We start from the raw sequence: 17,289 nt of genomic DNA on the forward strand, positions 1-17,289 counted from the left end.
GAGGTGGTCGGCGGCGCCGGGCACCACCGCCAGGTGGTGGTACCCCCTGGCCGCAGCCGCCCCACGCCACGCTCACCAGCTGATGCCCGCCGCCACCGGCAGATGATCGCTGCCGGTGGCCGGCAGCACCCACGAGCTGTCCGGCCGCAGGCCGCGGACCAGGATCTGGTCGATCCGCGCCACCGGGAACTTCGCCGGATAGCTGAAGCCGAAGCCGTCCCCGGACTTCTCCTGGGCCGAGTCCAGCTGCGCGGTGAGCCCGTCGAACGCGCGGTCGTCCATGGTGCCGTTCAGGTCGCCGAGCAGCACCGCCCGCTTGTTCGGCTCGGCGGCGATGGCCTGCGCGAGCGCCGACGCGTTGCGGTCCCGGCTGCCCGTCCAGAACCCGGTCCGGGGCACTACGCGGACGGACCCCAGGTGGGCCACGTACACCGCGAGGGGACCCTGGTCCGTGGCCACCGTGGAGCGCAGCGCCCGGCCCTCGGCTGCCGTGGAGTCCTTCGGCTTGGTCTTCGCCAGCGGCCCGACGTCCTGCTGGATGTCGACGGGCCGGGTGTCCGAAAGGGGCAGCTTGCTCCACAGCCCGACGGTGCCCCGCACCGCGTGGTGCGGGTAGGTCTTCGCCAGCTCCTTCTCGTACGTGCCACGGGCCTGCTCGGTGATCTCCTCCAGAGCCAGTACGTCGGCCCCGGAGGAGGCCAGATCGCGGGCGGTGCCGGCCGGGTCGGGGTTGTCGGCGCCGACGTTGTGGCTGGCCACGGTCAGGTCGCTGTCCGGGCGTGACTTGTCGCCCAGCAGCCCGCCGAAGAGGTTCAGCCACACCACGACCGGCAGCAGCAGCGCCACCACGGCCGAGGCGGAGCGGCGCCACAGGGCCCCGGCCAGCAGCAGCGGGACCAACAGGCCGAACCACGGCAGGAACGACTCCACCAGGCTGCCGAGGCCCCCGCGGTCCGTGAGGTGCCCGTGCAGCAGCAGGAACAGGCCGAGCAGCAGCGCGAGCGCGGTGAACACCGGGCCCCGCTTCCAGGGCCCCGGCCGGGTGGCGGCCCGCACGGCCCGGCGGACGCGCGCCTCCCGGCTTCCGGGGGCGGTGTCCGGACGGTTGACGCGGGTGCCCGGGCTGTCGGGTCCGATGCTCTGCCCGGCCTCCGCCGTGTCCACCCGCGTCATCGTCTGTCCTCGGTCGTTGCTGGGTCCGCTGCTGCGTTCGCTCCTGGGTCCGCCGCTTGGTCCGCCGCGGGGTCCGCCGCTGAGTTCACTGCCGGTCACTTCTGCATCCTCGGGTCCTGGGTGGGGTCGGCGTACATCTGCGGGCAGCCGTGCTCGGTGGCGTCGGCGCGCAGTTCGTAGTGCCAGGGTTCGTTGCGGTAGATCTGACACAGCCCGTACGCGGAGCCGTGTCCGGACAGCCACGCCGTCGCGTCCGTGCGGCCGACGTCGACCGCGTCCCCCGACACGTGCGGGGACGTCTCCGGGGTGGCCACGTACCGGGCGGCCTCGTCCTCGGATCCGTACTCGGCGATCGCCTCGCGCAGCAGCCGCCGCTGGTACGCGGGGGAGCGCCAGCCACTGTTGACGTAGACCTCGACGCCGTCGTCGGCGGCGTCCGTCGCCGCCTGGCGCAGCGCCTTGAGCAGGGCCGGTTCGAGCTTGGTCACGGCCGGTGCCGTGTCGTCGAAGACCGTCGTGCCGTCGGGCACGGCACCCTCGGCCGCGCCGAGCGCGCCACGGTCCTCACCGCGCAGCGAGTTCGAGGGGGACGCGGCCGAGAAGTGCGAGGACTTCGGCACCTCCTTGACGAGGAACGCCGTGATCGCCGCCATGGCGATCACCAGGACGACGAGCAGCAGCCGACGCGTCCGGCGGGCCGTCGTCCGTCCTAATGGCGAGGCTGAGGGCGGGGCCGGGATCTGGGTTCGAGTCATGCCGCAAGTCAAGGCAGCGCGGCGTTGCGGGCCCGTATGCCGTTTTCGATACGCGGACGATATGGGCCGGCTCGTAGCATCGACGACATGCGTGTGCTGATCGTCGAGGACGAGCCCTACCTGGCCGAGGCCATCCGCGACGGCCTGCGCCTGGAGGCGATCGCGGCCGATGTCGCGGGTGACGGCGACACCGCCCTGGAGCTGCTGAGCGTCAACAGCTACGACATCGCCGTCCTCGACCGTGACATCCCCGGGCCGTCCGGCGACGAGATCGCCCGACGCGTCGTCGCCTCCGGCAGCGGCATGCCGATCCTCATGCTCACCGCGGCCGACCGCCTCGACGACAAGGCCTCCGGGTTCGAACTCGGCGCCGACGACTACCTCACCAAGCCCTTCGAACTCCGTGAACTGGCCCTCAGGCTCCGGGCACTGGACCGCAGGCGCGCCCACAGCAGGCCTCCCGTGCGGGAGATCGCGGGGCTGCGCGTCGACCCGTTCCGCAGGGAGGTCTACCGCGAGGGCCGTTACGTCGCCCTGACCAGGAAGCAGTTCGCCGTACTCGAAGTCCTCGCCACCGCCGAGGGGGGTGTCGTCAGCGCCGAGGACCTCCTGGAACGCGCGTGGGACGAGAACGCCGACCCGTTCACCAACGCCGTGCGCATCACCGTGTCGGCCCTGCGCAAGCGGCTCGGCGAACCCTGGATCATCGCCACCGTCCCGGGCGTCGGCTACCGCATCGGCGCGCGACCGGCGGCCGAAGAGCAGGGACCCGAGGGACGCGAAGGACCCGCAGTACGTGATGGACACGCAGTACGTGATGAACACCAGGGACACGAGGGAAGCGGGGGAGCAGGCCGTGGATAGAGCACCCGGGATGAGCGTCCGCGTCAAACTCACCCTCAGCTACGCCGGGTTCCTCATGGTCGCGGGCGGCCTGCTGCTCGCCGCCGTATGGGTCTTCCTCCTCCAGTACGTTCCCGACGACTGGAACCAGCGCATGCTCTACCAGAACCCCAACCGGCAGCTCCTCCTGGGCCGGTTCGCCCCGGCGGCAGCGGCGAGCATGGTGTGCCTGCTGGTGTTCGGGCTCCTGGGGGGCTGGATCCTCGCCGGGCGCATGCTCGCGCCGCTGACCCGCATCACGGACGCCGCCCGCGTGGCCACGAGCGGCACGCTCTCCCACCGCATCCGGCTGCCGGGACGCAAGGACGAGTTCCGTGAACTCGCCGACGCCTTCGACTCGATGCTCGTACGGCTCGAAGCGCACGTGGCCGAGCAGCGCCGGTTCGCCGCCAACGCCTCGCACGAGCTGCGCACCCCGCTGGCGACCTCGAAGGCGCTGCTCGACGTGGCCCGCACCGATCCGGACCACGACACCGGTGAACTCATCGACCGGCTGCACGCCGTCAACACGCAGGCGATCGATCTCACCGAGGCCCTGCTCGTGCTGACCCGCGCCGACCAGCGGTCCTTCAGCCGCGAAGGCGTCGACCTGTCCCTCCTGGCGGAGGAAGCCACCGAGACGCTCCTGCCGCTCGCGGAGAAGCGCGGCATCACCGTCGAGACCGGCGGCGAGATCGCCCCCACGACCGGGTCCCCGGCGCTCCTGCTCCAGCTGACCACGAACCTCGTGCACAACGCGATCGTCCACAACCTGCCCGGTCGTGGCACGGTCCGTGTCACGACCGAAGTACGCCCCAAGACGGTCGTGCTCACCGTCGAGAACACCGGCGAACAGCTCACCCCGCAGCTGGCCGCGACGCTCACCGAACCCTTCCAGCGCGGCTCCGAACGCGTCCACACCGATCACGCGGGCGTCGGGCTCGGCCTGGCCATCGTCGAGAGCATCACCCGTGCCCACGACGGCACCCTCGTCCTCGCCCCGCGCCCCGCCGGGGGCCTGCGCATCACCGTGGAGCTGCCGGCGAGGGGTACGCGGACCGGCAAGTGACGGGCCTGCGGGCCAACGGGTGACGGGGTCCGGGTCTCATCCGAAGAATCTGGGTCCCATCCGAGGGTTCCGGGTCTCATCCGAAGGTGAAGGAGTACGCCTGGATCCCGGCGGCGGGCCGGATCTCGACGGTGGCCTGACGGGCCGTGTCGTCGTCGACCAGCGAGTACAGGGTAGGAGCGCCCTTCACCGTCAGGGTCTTGGTGACCTTGCCGTTGACGAGCACCTCGACCGGGCCGTTGCCGGAGAGGACCAGATTGACGTTCTTCGCCTTGTAGGTGAAGGCGAGCCGGGCGTCGCGTCCGGCGGTGAAGTACTCGTAGCCCGCCGTCCATGTGCCGCCCAGCGACAGCTTGTTGAGCGGGATGTCGGAGGGCATGCGGTAGGCGGTGGGCTTGTCGTCGACGAGCGGGTCACCGATGTAGCCGCGGATGCGCAGGTTGCTGAGGTACGTCTCCGGGGTGCGGTCCCGGGTGAGGTCCGCGTCCCGCTGCCCGGTCTTGGGCGGCAGTTGGACCGTGGGGTCGGCCTGCTGGAGCAGGGTGCGGATGAGGTCCTCGGTCTGGTCGTAGCCGCCCTCGCCGAACTTGATGTGGCGCACGGTGCCTTGGGCGTCGATGAGGTACTTGGCGGGCCAGTAGCGGTTGCGGTAGTTGTCCCAGGTCGTCAGCTTGTTGTCGAGGGCGACGGGGTAGTCGACGCCGAGCTTCTCGGCCTGGTCGGCGACGTTGCCGGGGTCCTTCTCGAAGGCGAACTCGGGTGAGTGCACGCCGATGATCTCCAGCCCGCTGTCCTTGTAGGCGCGGTTCCACGCCTCGATGTGGGGCAGGCTGCGCTGGCAGTTGATGCAGGAGTAGGTCCAGAAGTCGATCAGTACGACCTTGCCGCGCAGCGACGCGAGGTCGATCGGCCGGCCGCCGGGTGTGTTGAGCCACTTGGCGATGCCGTCGATGGCCGGGGCCTTGCCGCAGGAGCGGAGCTCGTCGGCGCCGTCCTCACAGCGGGCGAGGTCCTTGTTGGTGTTGTTGTAGAGGCCCGAGAGCTGCTGGCGTGCCACGTCGCTGTCCTCGATCTTCTTCTGGGCGGCCGAGGTGTAGTCGGGCAGGGAGCGCTGGATGGCGTCGGTGACGTTGAAGGCGAGGGCGCAGGCCAGCACGATCATCAGGGTGCCGGCGGCGATGCGCAGTTTGCGGGCCCGGGTGCGGAAGGCGGTGACGCGTTCGGCGACGCGCCGGCCCGCCAGGGCGAAGATCAGCAGGGGGACGGCGGTGCCGACGGCGAAGGACACGGTCAGGGCGACGATGTCGGCGCTGATCTCGCCGCGGGCACCGGCGACGGTGATGGCGGCCAGGACGGGGCCCGCGCAGGGCACGTACAGCAGGCCGAGCCCCAGACCGAGGGCGAAGGCGCTGCCTTCCTTGTTGACCTGCCGCTGGGGGATCCGCGCGAAAGGCTTTTCGAGCAGCCGTTCGACGGGCGGCAGGATCAGCCCGAGCCCGATGAGCACCAGGAGGGCGAGGCCGACGTAGCGCAGGATGTCCTGCGGCAGGCCGAGAGCGGAGATGAGCGTGACGCCGAGCAGGGTGAAGAAGCTGAAGCTGATGACCAGACCGGCCACCACGGCGTACGGCCGCCGGTTCCGCGGGGCCTTCCGCCCGTCGGCCGCCGCTTCTGGCCGGGTCTCTTCCGACCAGGTCCCTTCCGGACGGGACTCTTCCGAACGGGACTCTTCCGTCCGGGCCGGCTCCGGTCGGGTCGGTTCGTCGGGGCCGCCCGCCAGGAAGACCACCGGAAGTACGGGCAGGATGCAGGGCGAGACCGCGGTGATCAACCCGCCCAGCAATCCGATGAGGATCAACGTAAGCATGGCCGCCACCTCGGGTCCGTGAGTCCCCCTGGTCCGCGAGAGCGTCGATGGCTCTCCTGGTGCTCATGATTCGTCGGCATCCGGGGGCCGGATTGGCGAAAAAGGAGAAAAGTCTCGTATCGGGCAATCCGAAACGCGTGGGGGCGACGAATACCTGATGTGAGGGCGTGAAGGAGACGCGCCGGCCCGGTGGCCCCGCGCCCCTCACCGGCCGCAGGCCGCTCGGGGGCTCGGCGGGCGACGATGCCTGCCCGACGGAGGGTTGATCATGACTGCTCATCGTGTACGGACCCGGATCGTGGTGGGAGCGGCGACGCTGGCGCTTCCCCTCTCGCTGGCGGCACTGGCCCCCACGGCCTCGGCCTCGGCCGAAGACATGGACGGCCCGTTCGGTCCCGCATGCTCGTCCGTGCCCAAGGACGGCCCGGGCTCGCTCGACGGCATGGCCAAGGACCCGGTCGCGACCGCCGCGTCGAACAACCCGGAGCTGACCACGCTGGTCACGGCCGTCAAGAAGGCCGGGCTCGTGGACACGCTGAACAACGCGAAGAACATCACGGTGTTCGCGCCGACCAACGACGCCTTCGCCAAGATCCCGAAGGCGGACCTGGACAAGGTCCTCAACGACAAGGCCCAGCTCACCAAGATCCTCACCTACCACGTGGTGGGCGAGAAGATCACCCCGGACAAGATGTCCGACGGCACCTTCAAGACGCTGGAGGGCAGCAACCTGACCACGTCCGGCTCGGGCGAGTCGTACAAGGTCAACGACAGCGCCAAGGTGGTCTGCGGCAACGTCAAGACGGCCAACGCCAACGTCTACCTCATCGACACGGTCCTCATGCCCAAGAGCTGACCCCACGGCCACGCGACCCGGCCACCGGATCGCGGGCCGCTCAGGGTGCGCACCGCCACCGCGGCGGTGCGCACCCTGAGAAGCGTGAGCCCTTCGCGCGCACGCGTCCGGGCCCGGAGAGCGCCGATCAGTTCATCGCAGAAACGGCTTATCGAACGCGAACACTCCCTGCTCAGCGCCATCGACCGCGAGAACGGCAACCGGGCGGTGCCCGACGCCCTCGCCGACCGGAACAAGCCCTGAAATTCCTTCGGCGGGCGGCGAGAAAAGCCGGATCGGTGGGCACAAGGGTGGAGCGGAGCCGGTGCCGGCTCGATGCTCCGGCTGCCGCGGCCAAGGAAAGGAAGCCGAGAAGGATCATTTTGCTGTCGCCAATGATCGTCGCGGACATCGAACAAGCCGACACCGCCGGCCACGGACGCCGTCCGCCCGCGAAGCACCGATCAGGGAGCCTCTCATGACCAGCCGGAACACCACCGCCGTGCCCGTGGAAAGGACCGACGAAAGAAGCGCGCCCTGGACCCGGGACCTCCATGCCGACGCCGGCTACCTGCTCTACCGCCTCGGGCTGCGCTCCGGGCAGCTCTTCAACGCGGTGCTCCAGAGATCCGGCCTGCGTCTGCGCCACTACGCGCTGCTGCGCTACCTGGCCACCGCGGAGGGTCCGCTGCAGCGCGAACTGAGCCAGGAACTCGGCTACGACCCCAGCGCGATCGTCAGCCTGGTCGACGACCTGGAACGCCTCGCCTTCGTCGAACGCCGGCCCGCCCCCGCGGACCGCCGCTGCCGCATCGTCGCCCTGGCCCCGGCGGGCCACGACTTCCTGCGCGACTCGGACGAGGCGGCCCGAGGAGTAACGGACGAACTCCTGTCCCCACTGGCCCCCGAGGAACGAGAAACCCTGAACGGCCTCCTGTCCCGGGTGGCACATGCGGGCGGGGGGTGAAGGCGGACACTGCGGAACGGGGTGGCCGTTCTGGGGGAAGGGCCGCCCCGTTCCGGGTGTCAGGTCAGGAGTGTTCCGGGAGTTCTGACCTCACCTCGTGTGCGGCGGCGACCAGGTTCTCCAGGGATGCGCGGGTCTCGGGCCAGCCTCGGGTCTTCAGGCCGCAGTCGGGGTTCACCCACAGGCGGTCGGCGGGGATGGCCTCAAGGCCCTTGCGCAGCAGGGCCGCCGCCTCCTCGGCGCTCGGTACGCGCGGGGAGTGGATGTCGTAGACGCCGGGGCCGGCCTCGCGCGGGTAGCCGTGCTCGGCCAGTTCGCGCGCCACCTGCATGTGCGAGCGGGCCGCCTCCAGGCTGATGACGTCGGCGTCGAGATCGTCGATGGCCTGGACGATGTCGCCGAACTCCGCGTAGCACATGTGGGTGTGGATCTGGGTGTCCGGACGCACACCGCTGGTGGTGAGGCGGAAGGACTCCGTGGCCCACTCCAGGTACGCGGCGTGCTCGGCGGCGCGCAGCGGCAGCGTCTCGCGCAGTGCGGGCTCGTCGACCTGGATGACCGACGTGCCCGCCGCCTCCAGGTCCTCGACCTCGTCGCGCAGGGCGAGGGCGACTTGGCGCGCGGTGTCGCCCAGCGGCTGGTCGTCGCGGACGAAGGACCAGGCGAGCATGGTGACCGGACCGGTGAGCATGCCCTTCACGGGACGGTCGGTGAGAGAGCTCGCGTACGAGGTCCAGCGCACCGTCATCGGCTCGGGCCGTGAGATGTCGCCCGCGAGGACCGGCGGGCGCACATAGCGGGTGCCGTACGACTGGACCCAGCCGTGCTGCGTGGCGAGGTAGCCGGTGAGCTGCTCGGCGAAGTACTGCACCATGTCGTTGCGTTCGGGCTCGCCGTGCACCAGGACGTCGATGCCCGCCTTCTCCTGGAAGGTGAGGACGTCGCGGATCTCGGAGCGGATGCGCTCCTCGTAGCCGTGCGTGTCGATGCGGCCCGCGCGCAGATCGGCCCGCGCGGTGCGCAGTTCGGTGGTCTGCGGGAAGGAGCCGATGGTCGTCGTGGGGAGCAGGGGAAGTCGCAGGCGGCTGCGCTGGGCCGCCGCGCGCTCCGGATAGGCGTGGGCGCGCCGTGCGTCGGACGCGGTGACGGCCGCGACCCGGGAGCGTACGGCAGGGTCGTGGGTGAGGGCCGAGCCCGCGCGGGACGCCAGGTCGGCGCGGTTGGCGGAGAGTTCGGCCGCGACGGCGCCCGTGCCCTGGGACAGGCCGCGGGCCAGCGTGGCGATCTCGGCGGTCTTCTGCCGGGCGAAGGCAAGCCAGCGGCCGATCTGCGGGTCGATGTCCCGCTCGGCGGTGGAGTCCAGCGGGACGTGCAGCAGGGAGCAGGACGCCGAGACGTCGACGCGGTCGGCGAGACCCAGGAGCGTGCCCAGGGTGGCCAGGGACTTCTCCAGGTCGTTGATCCAGATGTTGCGGCCGTTGACGACGCCCGCGACCAGCCGCTTGCCGGGCAGCCCGCCGACGGCGGCGAGGTCCTGGAGCTGGCCGGCGGCGGACTCGGTGAAGTCCAGGGCCAGGCCCTCGACCGGCGCCTTGGCGAGGACGGGCAGCGCGTCGCCGAGCCGGCCGAAGTACGAGGCGACGAGGAGCCGCGGGCGGTCGGTGAGGGCGCCGAGATCGCGGTAGGCGCGGGCGGCGGCGTTGAGCTCCGCCGGGGTGCGGTCCTGGACCAGGGCGGGTTCGTCCAGCTGCGTCCACTCGGCGCCCGCGGCCCGCAGATCGGCGAGGACCTCGGCGTACACGGGCAGCAGCCGGTCGAGGAGCGTCAGCGGCTCGAAGTCGGCGGCCACGCCGGGCGCGGGCTTGGCGAGCAGCAGATAGGTCACCGGGCCGACGAGGACAGGCCGGGCCGCCAGGCCCAGGGCGAGGGCCTCCTTGAGCTCGGTGACCTGCTTGGCGGAGTCGGCGGTGAAGACGGTGTCGGGGCCCAGCTCCGGCACGAGGTAGTGGTAGTTGGTGTCGAACCACTTGGTCATCTCCAGCGGCGCCACGTCCTGGGTGCCGCGGGCCATCGCGAAGTACCCGTCGAGCGCGTCGGTGTCGACGGCCTCGCGGTGCCGCCGCGGGACGGCCCCGACCATGACGCCGGCGTCCAGGACGTGGTCGTAGTACGAGAAGTCGCCGGTCGGCACTTCGTGGATCCCGGCGTCGGCCAGCTGTCGCCAGGTGGAGCGGCGCAGGCGCGCCGCGGTCTCCCGGAGGGCGTCGGCGCTGACGCGGCCCTTCCAGTAGCCCTCGACGGCCTTCTTCAGTTCCCGGTCGGGGCCCTGGCGGGGGTAGCCGTACACGGTGGACCGTGCTGCCGCGGCTGCGGACTTCGCTGTCACGGAAATCTCCTTCGCGAGATGACTCCTGAGCATCCCGGGACGGGACACGGACGCGAAGGGATGACGGACCGGGCGGACGGACGCGCGCCTCCGGCGCGGTGCTCCACCTGATCTGTACGCCGACCCGCCCACGAGGTCACCGGGATGTCCGCACGTGAGGGATCACGTACGGGCAACGGGCAGGTCTTCGGACTCGCGGGCACATCTGCCGGGGCAGATCCCTACTGGCCGTCGCTTCCCGGGTCCCCGATGGACCCAGTGCGTATGACGGCGGTCGTTCCCACTCACCGCTGCGGGGCAGTCCCGGATTTCCACCGGGTTCCCTCTTACGACGCGTCTGCCTGGCGGGCAGGGCGAACCAGCTGCACCGATCAGGCTAGAGGGTGGTGGGCGTCTTGGGCAGTACTGATCACATTCCGGACCGTGAGGTGAGACACGCGGGCTCCGCCGGGGGCACGTGAGGGCACGTGAAGGGGCGCGGAACAGATCACCACTCTGTTCCGCGCCCCTTCCGCAGCAGCCACCGGGCCCCTCGGTCCGGCGGCGGACCCGGGCCCCTCAGCCCCGGTCGTACGTGTCGACCGCGATGGTCATCGCGGTCCCTCCGGCCGGCGCACGAGATGGCGGCCGTAGGCATCGGTGGTGAAGAACGCGGGCAACTCCCGTGAGAGCGCGGTCCGTTCGAAGAGCTCCCGGACGTCGTCGAGGGGCGCCCATGGATACTCGGCGCCCAGGGCGGCGAGCTCGTCCTCCATCAGGTCGAGCACGGTCAGACGGTCGACGGCCCGGTGGCGCAGCCACTGCCAGATCTGTGCACGGGCGATCTCGGCCGTGGCGCCGTCCTCCAACAGCCCGTCCAGGGCGACGGATCCCTGCCCGCGCAGCCAGGCGGCGAAGTGGCGCAGGGCGACCGCGGTGGCGAGGCGTACGCCTTCCGGGGTCGGCGGGGCGCTGACGCGGCGCGCGGACAGCAGCTGCGCCGCGGTCACCCCGACGTCCTCGCGCCCCCGGTCGATCTGGTGCGGGCGGCTTTCCAGCACCTCGTCGAACACCTCGCGGCAGACGGGGACCAGTGCGGGGTGGGCGACGCGGGAGCCGTCGAAGCCGTCCTCGGCCTCCCGTTCCTTGTCGAGGCGCACCGTGGCGACGGCCGCCCGGTGGGCGTCGGGGTCCTGGGCGCAGGGGTCCTGGGCGCCGGGGTCCTCGGCGGGAACGTGGGCCGCCACGCCGCCGATCGCGTGGGCACCCCGCTTGTGGCAGGTGCGGACGAGGAGTTCGGTGTACGCGCGCATGAAGGGGGCCGTCATGGTGACCTTCGCCCGGTCGGGCAGCAGGAAGTCGGTGCGGTGTCCGAAGGTCTTGATGAGGCTGAAGAGGTAGTTCCAGCGGCCCGCGCTGAGGCCCGAGCTGTGCTCGCGGAGCTCGTAGAGAATCTCCTCCATCTGGAAGGCCGCCGTGACGGTCTCGATCAGGACGGTGGCCCGGACCGTGCCGCGGGGGATGCCGAGGAGATCCTGGGCGAGGACGAACACGTCGTTCCACAGCCGTGCCTCGTCGCGGTTCTCCAGCTTGGGCAGAGAGAAGTACGGGCCGTGCCCGGCGTCGATCTGCCGCTGGGCGCAGTGGAAGAAATAGAGCCCGAAGTCCACGAGTGACGCGGGTGCGGGGCGGCCGTCGAACTCCAGGTGCGCTTCGGTGAGGTGCCAGCCGCGCGGGCGGACGACGATGGTCGCGAGCCGCTCGCCGAGGCGGTGGCGCTCGCCCTCCGGCGTGGTGAAGTCGATCCGGCGCTCGACGGCGTCGAGCAGGTTCAGCTGGCCGCCGATGATGTTGTCCCAGGTGGGGGAGGTGGCGTCCTCGAAGTCGGCCACCCACACCCGTGCACCGGAGTTGAGGGCGCTGACCGTCGCCGCGCGCTCGGGCGGCCCGGTGATCTCGACGCGGCGGTCGGTCAGCCCGGGGGCCGGAGGTGCGACCCGCCAGGAGTCGTCCGCCCGGACGCGGGAGGTGGCGACGGAGAAGTCGAGCGGGGAGCCGGAGACCAGCCGTGCGCCCACCCGGGTGCGCTCCTTGAGGATCTCCAGGCGGCGGCCGGCGAAGGCGTCGACGAGGCGGCCGAGGAACTCCAGGGCCTCCGGGGTGAGGATCTCGTCCTGCCGGTCGGCCGGAATGCCGAGGACCTGGGCGCGGCGGGTCGGAGCGGAGATGGACATACGGGTCTCCTCAGCGAGAGCGAGAGCGAGAGCGGGGGGGCGGGGATGCGGCAAGACAGGGCGGGGGCGCAGGAAGGAAAGGCAGACGGGGCGGCCTTGAGCCCTAAGCCCTAAGCTCCAAGCCCGGAGCCCCGCGACCGGCCGACCAACCGCCCGACCGCCCGATCTCCGCGCAGCGAACTAGTGGAACTGCTCTTCCTCCGTGGAACCGGACAGCGCCGTCGTGGAGGAGGCCGGGTTGACCGCGGTGGACACCTGGTCGAAGTAGCCGGTGCCGACCTCGCGCTGGTGCTTGACGGCGGTGAAGCCCTGGGCCTGCGCGGCGAACTCGCGTTCCTGGAGGTCGACATAGGCGGTCATGCCGTGCTCGGCGTAGCCGCGGGCCAGGTCGAACATGCCGTGGTTGAGCGAGTGGAATCCGGCCAGGGTGATGAACTGGAAGCGGTAGCCCATGGCGCCGAGCTCCCGCTGGAACTTGGCGATCTGGTCGTCGTCCAGGGCGGCACGCCAGTTGAACGACGGCGAGCAGTTGTAGGCGAGCATCTGGCCGGGGTGCTCGGCGTGGATCGCCTCGGCGAACTCGCGGGCCTGGGCGAGATCGGGGGTGCCGGTCTCGACCCAGATCAGGTCCGCGTACGGGGCGTAGGCGAGGCCGCGGGCGATGACGGGCGCCATGCCGTTGCGCACCCGGTAGAAGCCCTCGGCGGTGCGCTCGCCCGTCACGAACCGCGCGTCGCGCTCGTCGACGTCGCTGGTCAGCAGGTCGGCCGCGAGAGCGTCGGTGCGCGCCACGATCAGCGTGGGCACATCGGCGATGTCGGCGGCCAGCCGGGCCGCGTTGAGGGTACGGATGTGCTGGCCGGTCGGCACGAGCACCTTGCCGCCCAGGTGGCCGCACTTCTTCTCCGAGGCCAGCTGGTCCTCGTAGTGGATGCCGGCCGCGCCCGCGGCGATCATCGCCTTGGTCAGTTCGAAGGCGTTGAGCGGGCCGCCGAAGCCCGCCTCGGCGTCGGCGACGATCGGCGCGAGCCAGTCGGTGGTGTCCTCGCCGCCCTCGGCGGTGGCGATCTGGTCGGCGCGCAGCAGGGCGTTGTTGATCCGGCGGACCACCTGGGGCACGGAGTTGGCGGGGTAGAGCGACTGGTCGGGGTAGGTGTGCCCGGCCTGGTTGGCGTCGGCGGCCACCTGCCAGCCGGACAGGTAGATCGCCTGGAGGCCGGCCTTGACCTGCTGGACGGCCTGGCCGCCGGTCAGGGCGCCGAGCGCGTGGAGGTAGTCCTGCTCGTGCAGTTGGCGCCAGAGCCGTTCGGCGCCGCGCCGGGCCAGGGTGTGCTCCTCGCGGACGCTGCCGGAGAGCCTGACCACGTCCTTCGCGGAGTAGGTGCGCTCGATGCCCTGCCACCGGGTGTCGGTGGCCCATCGGCGCGCCAGCTCGTCGGCCGTCGTCTGCGTCGTCCCTGCCTGTGCCATGACGTCTCCCGGGGAATCGTGAACGGTGCGAAGGTCTGGCACCGAGTGCCGGACGGTGAAGAGAAGGTGCGGCCCGCCGGATCCGTGAGGCCATGCGAGCAATGCTGCCCAGCCGGGCGGAAGGGTCGGGATCACCGACGTCAGGGCATTGAGCCGCGCCCCGCTTCCGATCCGCCCGCCGGGATCCGGTGGGCCGCGCTACGACTCTGACACCGGCACTCAGTGCCAACAACCGGGGAAAGATGCCAAGTTCTGCGCATCTTCCGCCGCCGTTTTGCCAACTTTGTCAACACCTGAGACCGCGCTTCCGTGGCTACCATCGGCCCTCACGGACAGCCCCGGCGCTCGCGATCGGGGCGGGGCACAACCGCGCCGGCGGGGGACAAGGAGCCACGGGTGAGCAAGACATACGCGGGGGCGCGGCTGCGCAGGCTGCGCGAGGAACGCCGCATGAGCCAGGCCGACCTGGCCCGGGCCCTGGCCATCTCGCCGAGCTATCTGAACCAGATGGAGCACGACTCCCGGCCGCTGACGGTGCCCGTCCTGCTGCGCCTGACCGAGGCGTTCGGCGTCGACCCGGGCTTCTTCTCCGAGCGCGACACCAGCCGCCTGGTGGCCGATCTGCGGGACGCCCTGACCGGCGAGGTCCTTGCGGGCCGGGTGTCCGCGTCCGACCTCGCCGACCTGGCCTCGCGCATGCCCGCCGTGGCGACCGTCCTGGTCGACCTCGGCCGCCGCAACCAGCTCCTCACCGAGCAGCTCTCCGAGGCCGCCGAGGGAAGGGGGCCCACGACCGCGGCGCAGCCGCGTTCCGCGCACGAGGAGATCCGCGAGTTCTTCTACCGGCGCCAGAACTACCTGCACGACATCGACCTGACGGCCGAGCGGTTCGCGGCGCAGCTCGGCGTACGCCCCGGCGACGTCGTGCGGGCCCTGTCCGCGCGTCTGGCCGAGCGCCACGGGGTGCGCCTGGCGGCGGACGCCGGCCGGCTCCTGCACCACTACGACCCGGCGGCCCGCGTCCTGCACCTCTCCGGCCGGCTGCGCCCCGGCCAGCAGGCGTTCCGGATGGCCACCCAACTGGCCCTGCTCGAATACGCGCAGGACATCTCCGCGCTCGCCTCGGAGGACTTCGGCCGGGAGAGCGCAGCGTGGCCCCTGGCCCGTATCGGCATCGCCAACTACTTCGCGGCCGCGCTGATCCTGCCCTACCGCCGCTTCCACGCGGCCGCCGAGGAGTTCCGCTACGACATCGAGCGGCTGAGCGACCACTTCGGCCTCGGCTACGAGACCATCTGCCACCGCCTCAGCACCTTGCAGCGCCCGCGGTTGCGCGGTGTGCCCTTCTCGTTCGTGCGGGTCGACCGCGCGGGCAACATGTCGAAGCGGCAGTCCGCCACCGCGTTCCACTTCTCGCGGGCGGGCGGCACCTGCCCGCTGTGGAACGTGTACGAGGCGTTCGCCGCGCCCGGCCGCATCCACGTCCAGGTGGCCTCGATGCCCGACGGCGGACGTTTCCTGTGGACCGCCCGTGCGGTCACCCGGCACCGCGGCGGCTGGGGCGAGCCCGGAAAGACCTTCGCCATCGGCCTCGGCTGCGAGATCCGCCATGCCTCGCGGCTCGTCTACTCCGACGGCCTCGATCTCGGCAGTGCTTCCTCCGCCGTGCCGATCGGCATGGGCTGCCGCCTGTGCGAACGCACCGACTGCCCCCAGCGGGCGGTGCCTCCGCTGGACCGCCGGCTGGCGATCGACGAGAACAGCAGCACATTCGTCCCCTACCCCGTGGCCCGGGACCACGCGGGCGTCGACTGACGGACGCGATGCCGACCGGGCGTCTTATTGCACATTGGTTGCAACTACACTTCAGGTGCAGAAAGCTCGTACGTGAAGGAGACGCCGGTGGCAGCGGGGCGCGTGGTGCTGGGAATCGAGTCGTCGTGCGACGAGACCGGAGCGGGGATCGTCTCGCAGGGGCGGCTGCTCGCCCACGCGGTCGCGTCCAGCATGGACGAGCACGCCCGGTTCGGCGGCGTGGTCCCCGAGATCGCCGCACGGGCGCATCTGCACTCCTTCACGCCGGTCGTGCGGCACGCCCTCGACCAGGCGGGCCTGCGGCTGTCCGACATCGGCGCGGTGGCGGTCACCACGGGCCCGGGCCTCGCCGGAGCGCTCCAGGTCGGCCTCGCGGGAGCGAAAACCCTGGCGTACACGCTCGGTGTGCCGCTGTACGGGGTGCATCACCTGGCCGGGCACGTCGCGGCCGACACGTTGGAGCACGGCCCGCTGCCCGATCCCTGCGTGGTGCTGGTCGTCTCCGGCGGGCACACCTCCCTGCTGCTCGTCCGCGACCTGGCCCGCGATCCGATCGTGCACCTGGGCGACACCCTGGACGACGCGGCAGGCGAGTGCTTCGACAAGGTCGCCCGCGTCTTCGGCCTGCCTTACCCGGGCGGCCCCGCCGTCGACCGCGCGGCCCGCGGCGGCGATCCGCGCGCGGTGGCCTTCCCCCGCCCGCTCACCGGGCCGGGGGACGACCCCTACGCCTTCTCCTTCTCCGGGCTCAAGACCGCCGCCGCGCGCTGGGCCGAGGGGCACGCGGGACGCGAACTGCCGGTGGCCGACGGCGCTGCCTCGCTCCAGGAGGCCGTCGCGGACGTCCTGACCCGCAAGGCCCTTGCCGCCTGCCGGGACCACGGCGTCGCCACCCTCGTCGTGGTCGGCGGGGTCGCCGCGAACTCACGGGTGCGATCGCTAGCCGAGGAGCGGTGCGCGGCGGCCGGCGTGCGGCTGCGCGTCCCGCCGATGACCCTGTGCACGGACAACGGCGCGATGATCGCCGCCGTCGGTGACCTGCTCGTACGGGCCGGGGCCGAACCCGCCCCGTGGGACGTGTCGATCGACCCGTCCGCCACCTTGGAGTACGCGGCCCTGCGGCCGGTGGCCGCGGCGGCGAAGGCCGCCTGATGGCGACGGTCGTCCGGTCCCTGCGGGGCGAGCAACTGCTCGCGCACACCGCCGCCTTGCGCACGGTCTACGCCGAAGCCTTCCGCCTGCCGCCCTGGCACGAGGACGAGGAGCGGGTGGCGGCGTTCTTGGTCCGGCTCCGGGACGACGTGCGGCGCCCCGGGTTCACCGCGGCGCTCGCCCTGGAGGGGACGGACGTCACCGGGTTCGCCACCGGCTGGACCACCCCCGACCCCTTTCCCGCCGGCCGCTGCTACCCCCAGGCGGCGGCCGGACTGGGCCCCGGGCGCGCCCGGTCATGGCTGTGCGGGGCCCGGGAGATAGACGAACTGGCCGTACGCCCCACCGCGCAGGGCACCGGAACCGGGGCGGCCCTGCTGGCCGCGATGGCCTCCGACGCGCCCGACGGCCGGGTCTGGCTGCTGACGTCGGTCCGTTCGCCCCAGGCCATGCGCTTCTACGACCGCCAGGGCTGGACCCAGGCGACGCATCCCTCCCCCGACGGCAAGGGCCTCGTCGTCTTCCTCGGACCGCGCCATCCCGCGCGGACGCTCGCGGTGACCGGCGGCGGACAGGATGCGGCCGCCCGGGCGGCGAGGGGCGTGCCGGGCGCGCACCTGCCGACGCACGGGGGCTGACCAGGGGCGTACGCCCCCGGCCGGATGCGCCCGCGCGTGCCACAGGTGGAGCGGCCCACAAGTTGTC

The 17,289-nt window shown here is 71.8% G+C and carries 14 protein-coding genes and 1 riboswitch; of the genes, 8 read left to right on the top strand and 6 right to left on the bottom strand.

From position 1 onward, the window contains the following. Positions 1-72 precede the first annotated feature (72 nt). Positions 73-1,173, bottom strand: coding sequence for an endonuclease/exonuclease/phosphatase family protein (locus QBL25_RS36640; protein WP_409061254.1), 1,101 nt, complete (start codon positions 1,171-1,173; stop codon positions 73-75). 95 nt (positions 1,174-1,268) lie between these two features. Further along, on the bottom strand, positions 1,269-1,826 hold the full coding sequence (locus tag QBL25_RS36645; RefSeq protein ID WP_409061255.1) for a M15 family metallopeptidase: 558 nt from the start codon (positions 1,824-1,826) through the stop codon (positions 1,269-1,271). 189 nt (positions 1,827-2,015) lie between these two features. On the opposite strand from QBL25_RS36645, the gene QBL25_RS36650 reads away from it, so the two are divergent. Both QBL25_RS36650 and QBL25_RS36655 read left to right on the top strand, forming a co-directional pair. Continuing rightward, positions 2,016-2,792 (top strand): response regulator transcription factor, encoded by a 777-nt coding sequence (locus tag QBL25_RS36650; RefSeq protein ID WP_409061256.1) that lies wholly within the window; start codon positions 2,016-2,018, stop codon positions 2,790-2,792. Between the two features lie 10 nt (positions 2,793-2,802). Then, positions 2,803-3,879, top strand: a complete 1,077-nt coding sequence (locus QBL25_RS36655; RefSeq protein WP_409061257.1) for a sensor histidine kinase — start codon at positions 2,803-2,805, stop codon at positions 3,877-3,879. Positions 3,880-3,955: 76 nt separating this feature from the next. Here QBL25_RS36655 and QBL25_RS36660 read toward each other — a convergent pair whose 3' ends face one another. After that, on the bottom strand, positions 3,956-5,746 hold the full coding sequence (locus tag QBL25_RS36660; RefSeq protein ID WP_409061258.1) for a cytochrome c biogenesis protein DipZ: 1,791 nt from the start codon (positions 5,744-5,746) through the stop codon (positions 3,956-3,958). Positions 5,747-6,014: 268 nt separating this feature from the next. On the opposite strand from QBL25_RS36660, the gene QBL25_RS36665 reads away from it, so the two are divergent. From QBL25_RS36665 to QBL25_RS36675, 3 genes are all read left to right on the top strand, one after another. Further along, positions 6,015-6,602 carry a fasciclin domain-containing protein gene (locus QBL25_RS36665; RefSeq protein WP_409061259.1) on the top strand — a complete coding sequence of 196 codons (588 nt, stop codon included), beginning with the start codon at positions 6,015-6,017 and terminating at the stop codon, positions 6,600-6,602. Positions 6,603-6,686: 84 nt separating this feature from the next. Then, positions 6,687-6,845 carry a hypothetical protein gene (locus QBL25_RS36670; protein ID WP_409061260.1) on the top strand — a complete coding sequence of 53 codons (159 nt, stop codon included), beginning with the start codon at positions 6,687-6,689 and terminating at the stop codon, positions 6,843-6,845. A 214-nt stretch (positions 6,846-7,059) separates the two neighbouring features. Next, the gene (locus QBL25_RS36675; protein ID WP_409061261.1) at positions 7,060-7,548 is read left to right on the top strand and encodes a MarR family winged helix-turn-helix transcriptional regulator; all 489 of its coding nucleotides are present in this window, start codon (positions 7,060-7,062) and stop codon (positions 7,546-7,548) included. Between the two features lie 64 nt (positions 7,549-7,612). Here QBL25_RS36675 and metE read toward each other — a convergent pair whose 3' ends face one another. The 3 genes from metE to aceA all read right to left on the bottom strand — a co-directional run bounded on the left by metE (position 7,613) and on the right by aceA (position 13,617). Further along, positions 7,613-9,934 (bottom strand): 5-methyltetrahydropteroyltriglutamate--homocysteine S-methyltransferase, encoded by a 2,322-nt coding sequence (metE, locus tag QBL25_RS36680; RefSeq protein ID WP_409061262.1) that lies wholly within the window; start codon positions 9,932-9,934, stop codon positions 7,613-7,615. Positions 9,935-10,094: 160 nt separating this feature from the next. After that, positions 10,095-10,312: riboswitch (cobalamin riboswitch) on the bottom strand. 212 nt (positions 10,313-10,524) lie between these two features. Continuing rightward, a complete protein-coding gene (aceB, locus tag QBL25_RS36685; protein WP_409061263.1) occupies positions 10,525-12,147 on the bottom strand; it encodes a malate synthase A in 1,623 nt (540 codons plus the stop codon). 180 nt (positions 12,148-12,327) lie between these two features. Beyond that, the gene (gene aceA, locus QBL25_RS36690; protein WP_409061264.1) at positions 12,328-13,617 is read right to left on the bottom strand and encodes an isocitrate lyase; all 1,290 of its coding nucleotides are present in this window, start codon (positions 13,615-13,617) and stop codon (positions 12,328-12,330) included. 396 nt (positions 13,618-14,013) lie between these two features. Here aceA and QBL25_RS36695 point away from each other — a divergent pair, with 396 nt between their 5' ends. The 3 genes from QBL25_RS36695 to QBL25_RS36705 all read left to right on the top strand — a co-directional run bounded on the left by QBL25_RS36695 (position 14,014) and on the right by QBL25_RS36705 (position 17,222). Further along, the gene (locus QBL25_RS36695) at positions 14,014-15,432 is read left to right on the top strand and encodes a short-chain fatty acyl-CoA regulator family protein (RefSeq protein ID WP_409061265.1); all 1,419 of its coding nucleotides are present in this window, start codon (positions 14,014-14,016) and stop codon (positions 15,430-15,432) included. 87 nt (positions 15,433-15,519) lie between these two features. Continuing rightward, positions 15,520-16,584: a tRNA (adenosine(37)-N6)-threonylcarbamoyltransferase complex transferase subunit TsaD gene (gene tsaD / locus QBL25_RS36700; protein WP_409061266.1), complete on the top strand. Its 1,065-nt coding sequence runs from the start codon at positions 15,520-15,522 to the stop codon at positions 16,582-16,584. Then, the gene (locus QBL25_RS36705; RefSeq protein ID WP_409061267.1) at positions 16,584-17,222 is read left to right on the top strand and encodes a GNAT family N-acetyltransferase; all 639 of its coding nucleotides are present in this window, start codon (positions 16,584-16,586) and stop codon (positions 17,220-17,222) included. The genes tsaD and QBL25_RS36705 overlap by 1 nt, the downstream gene beginning before the upstream one ends. Positions 17,223-17,289 lie beyond the last annotated feature (67 nt).

Source organism: Streptomyces sp. SYP-A7185, from assembly GCF_046103685.1.
Classification (GTDB): Bacteria; Actinomycetota; Actinomycetes; order Streptomycetales; family Streptomycetaceae; genus Streptomyces.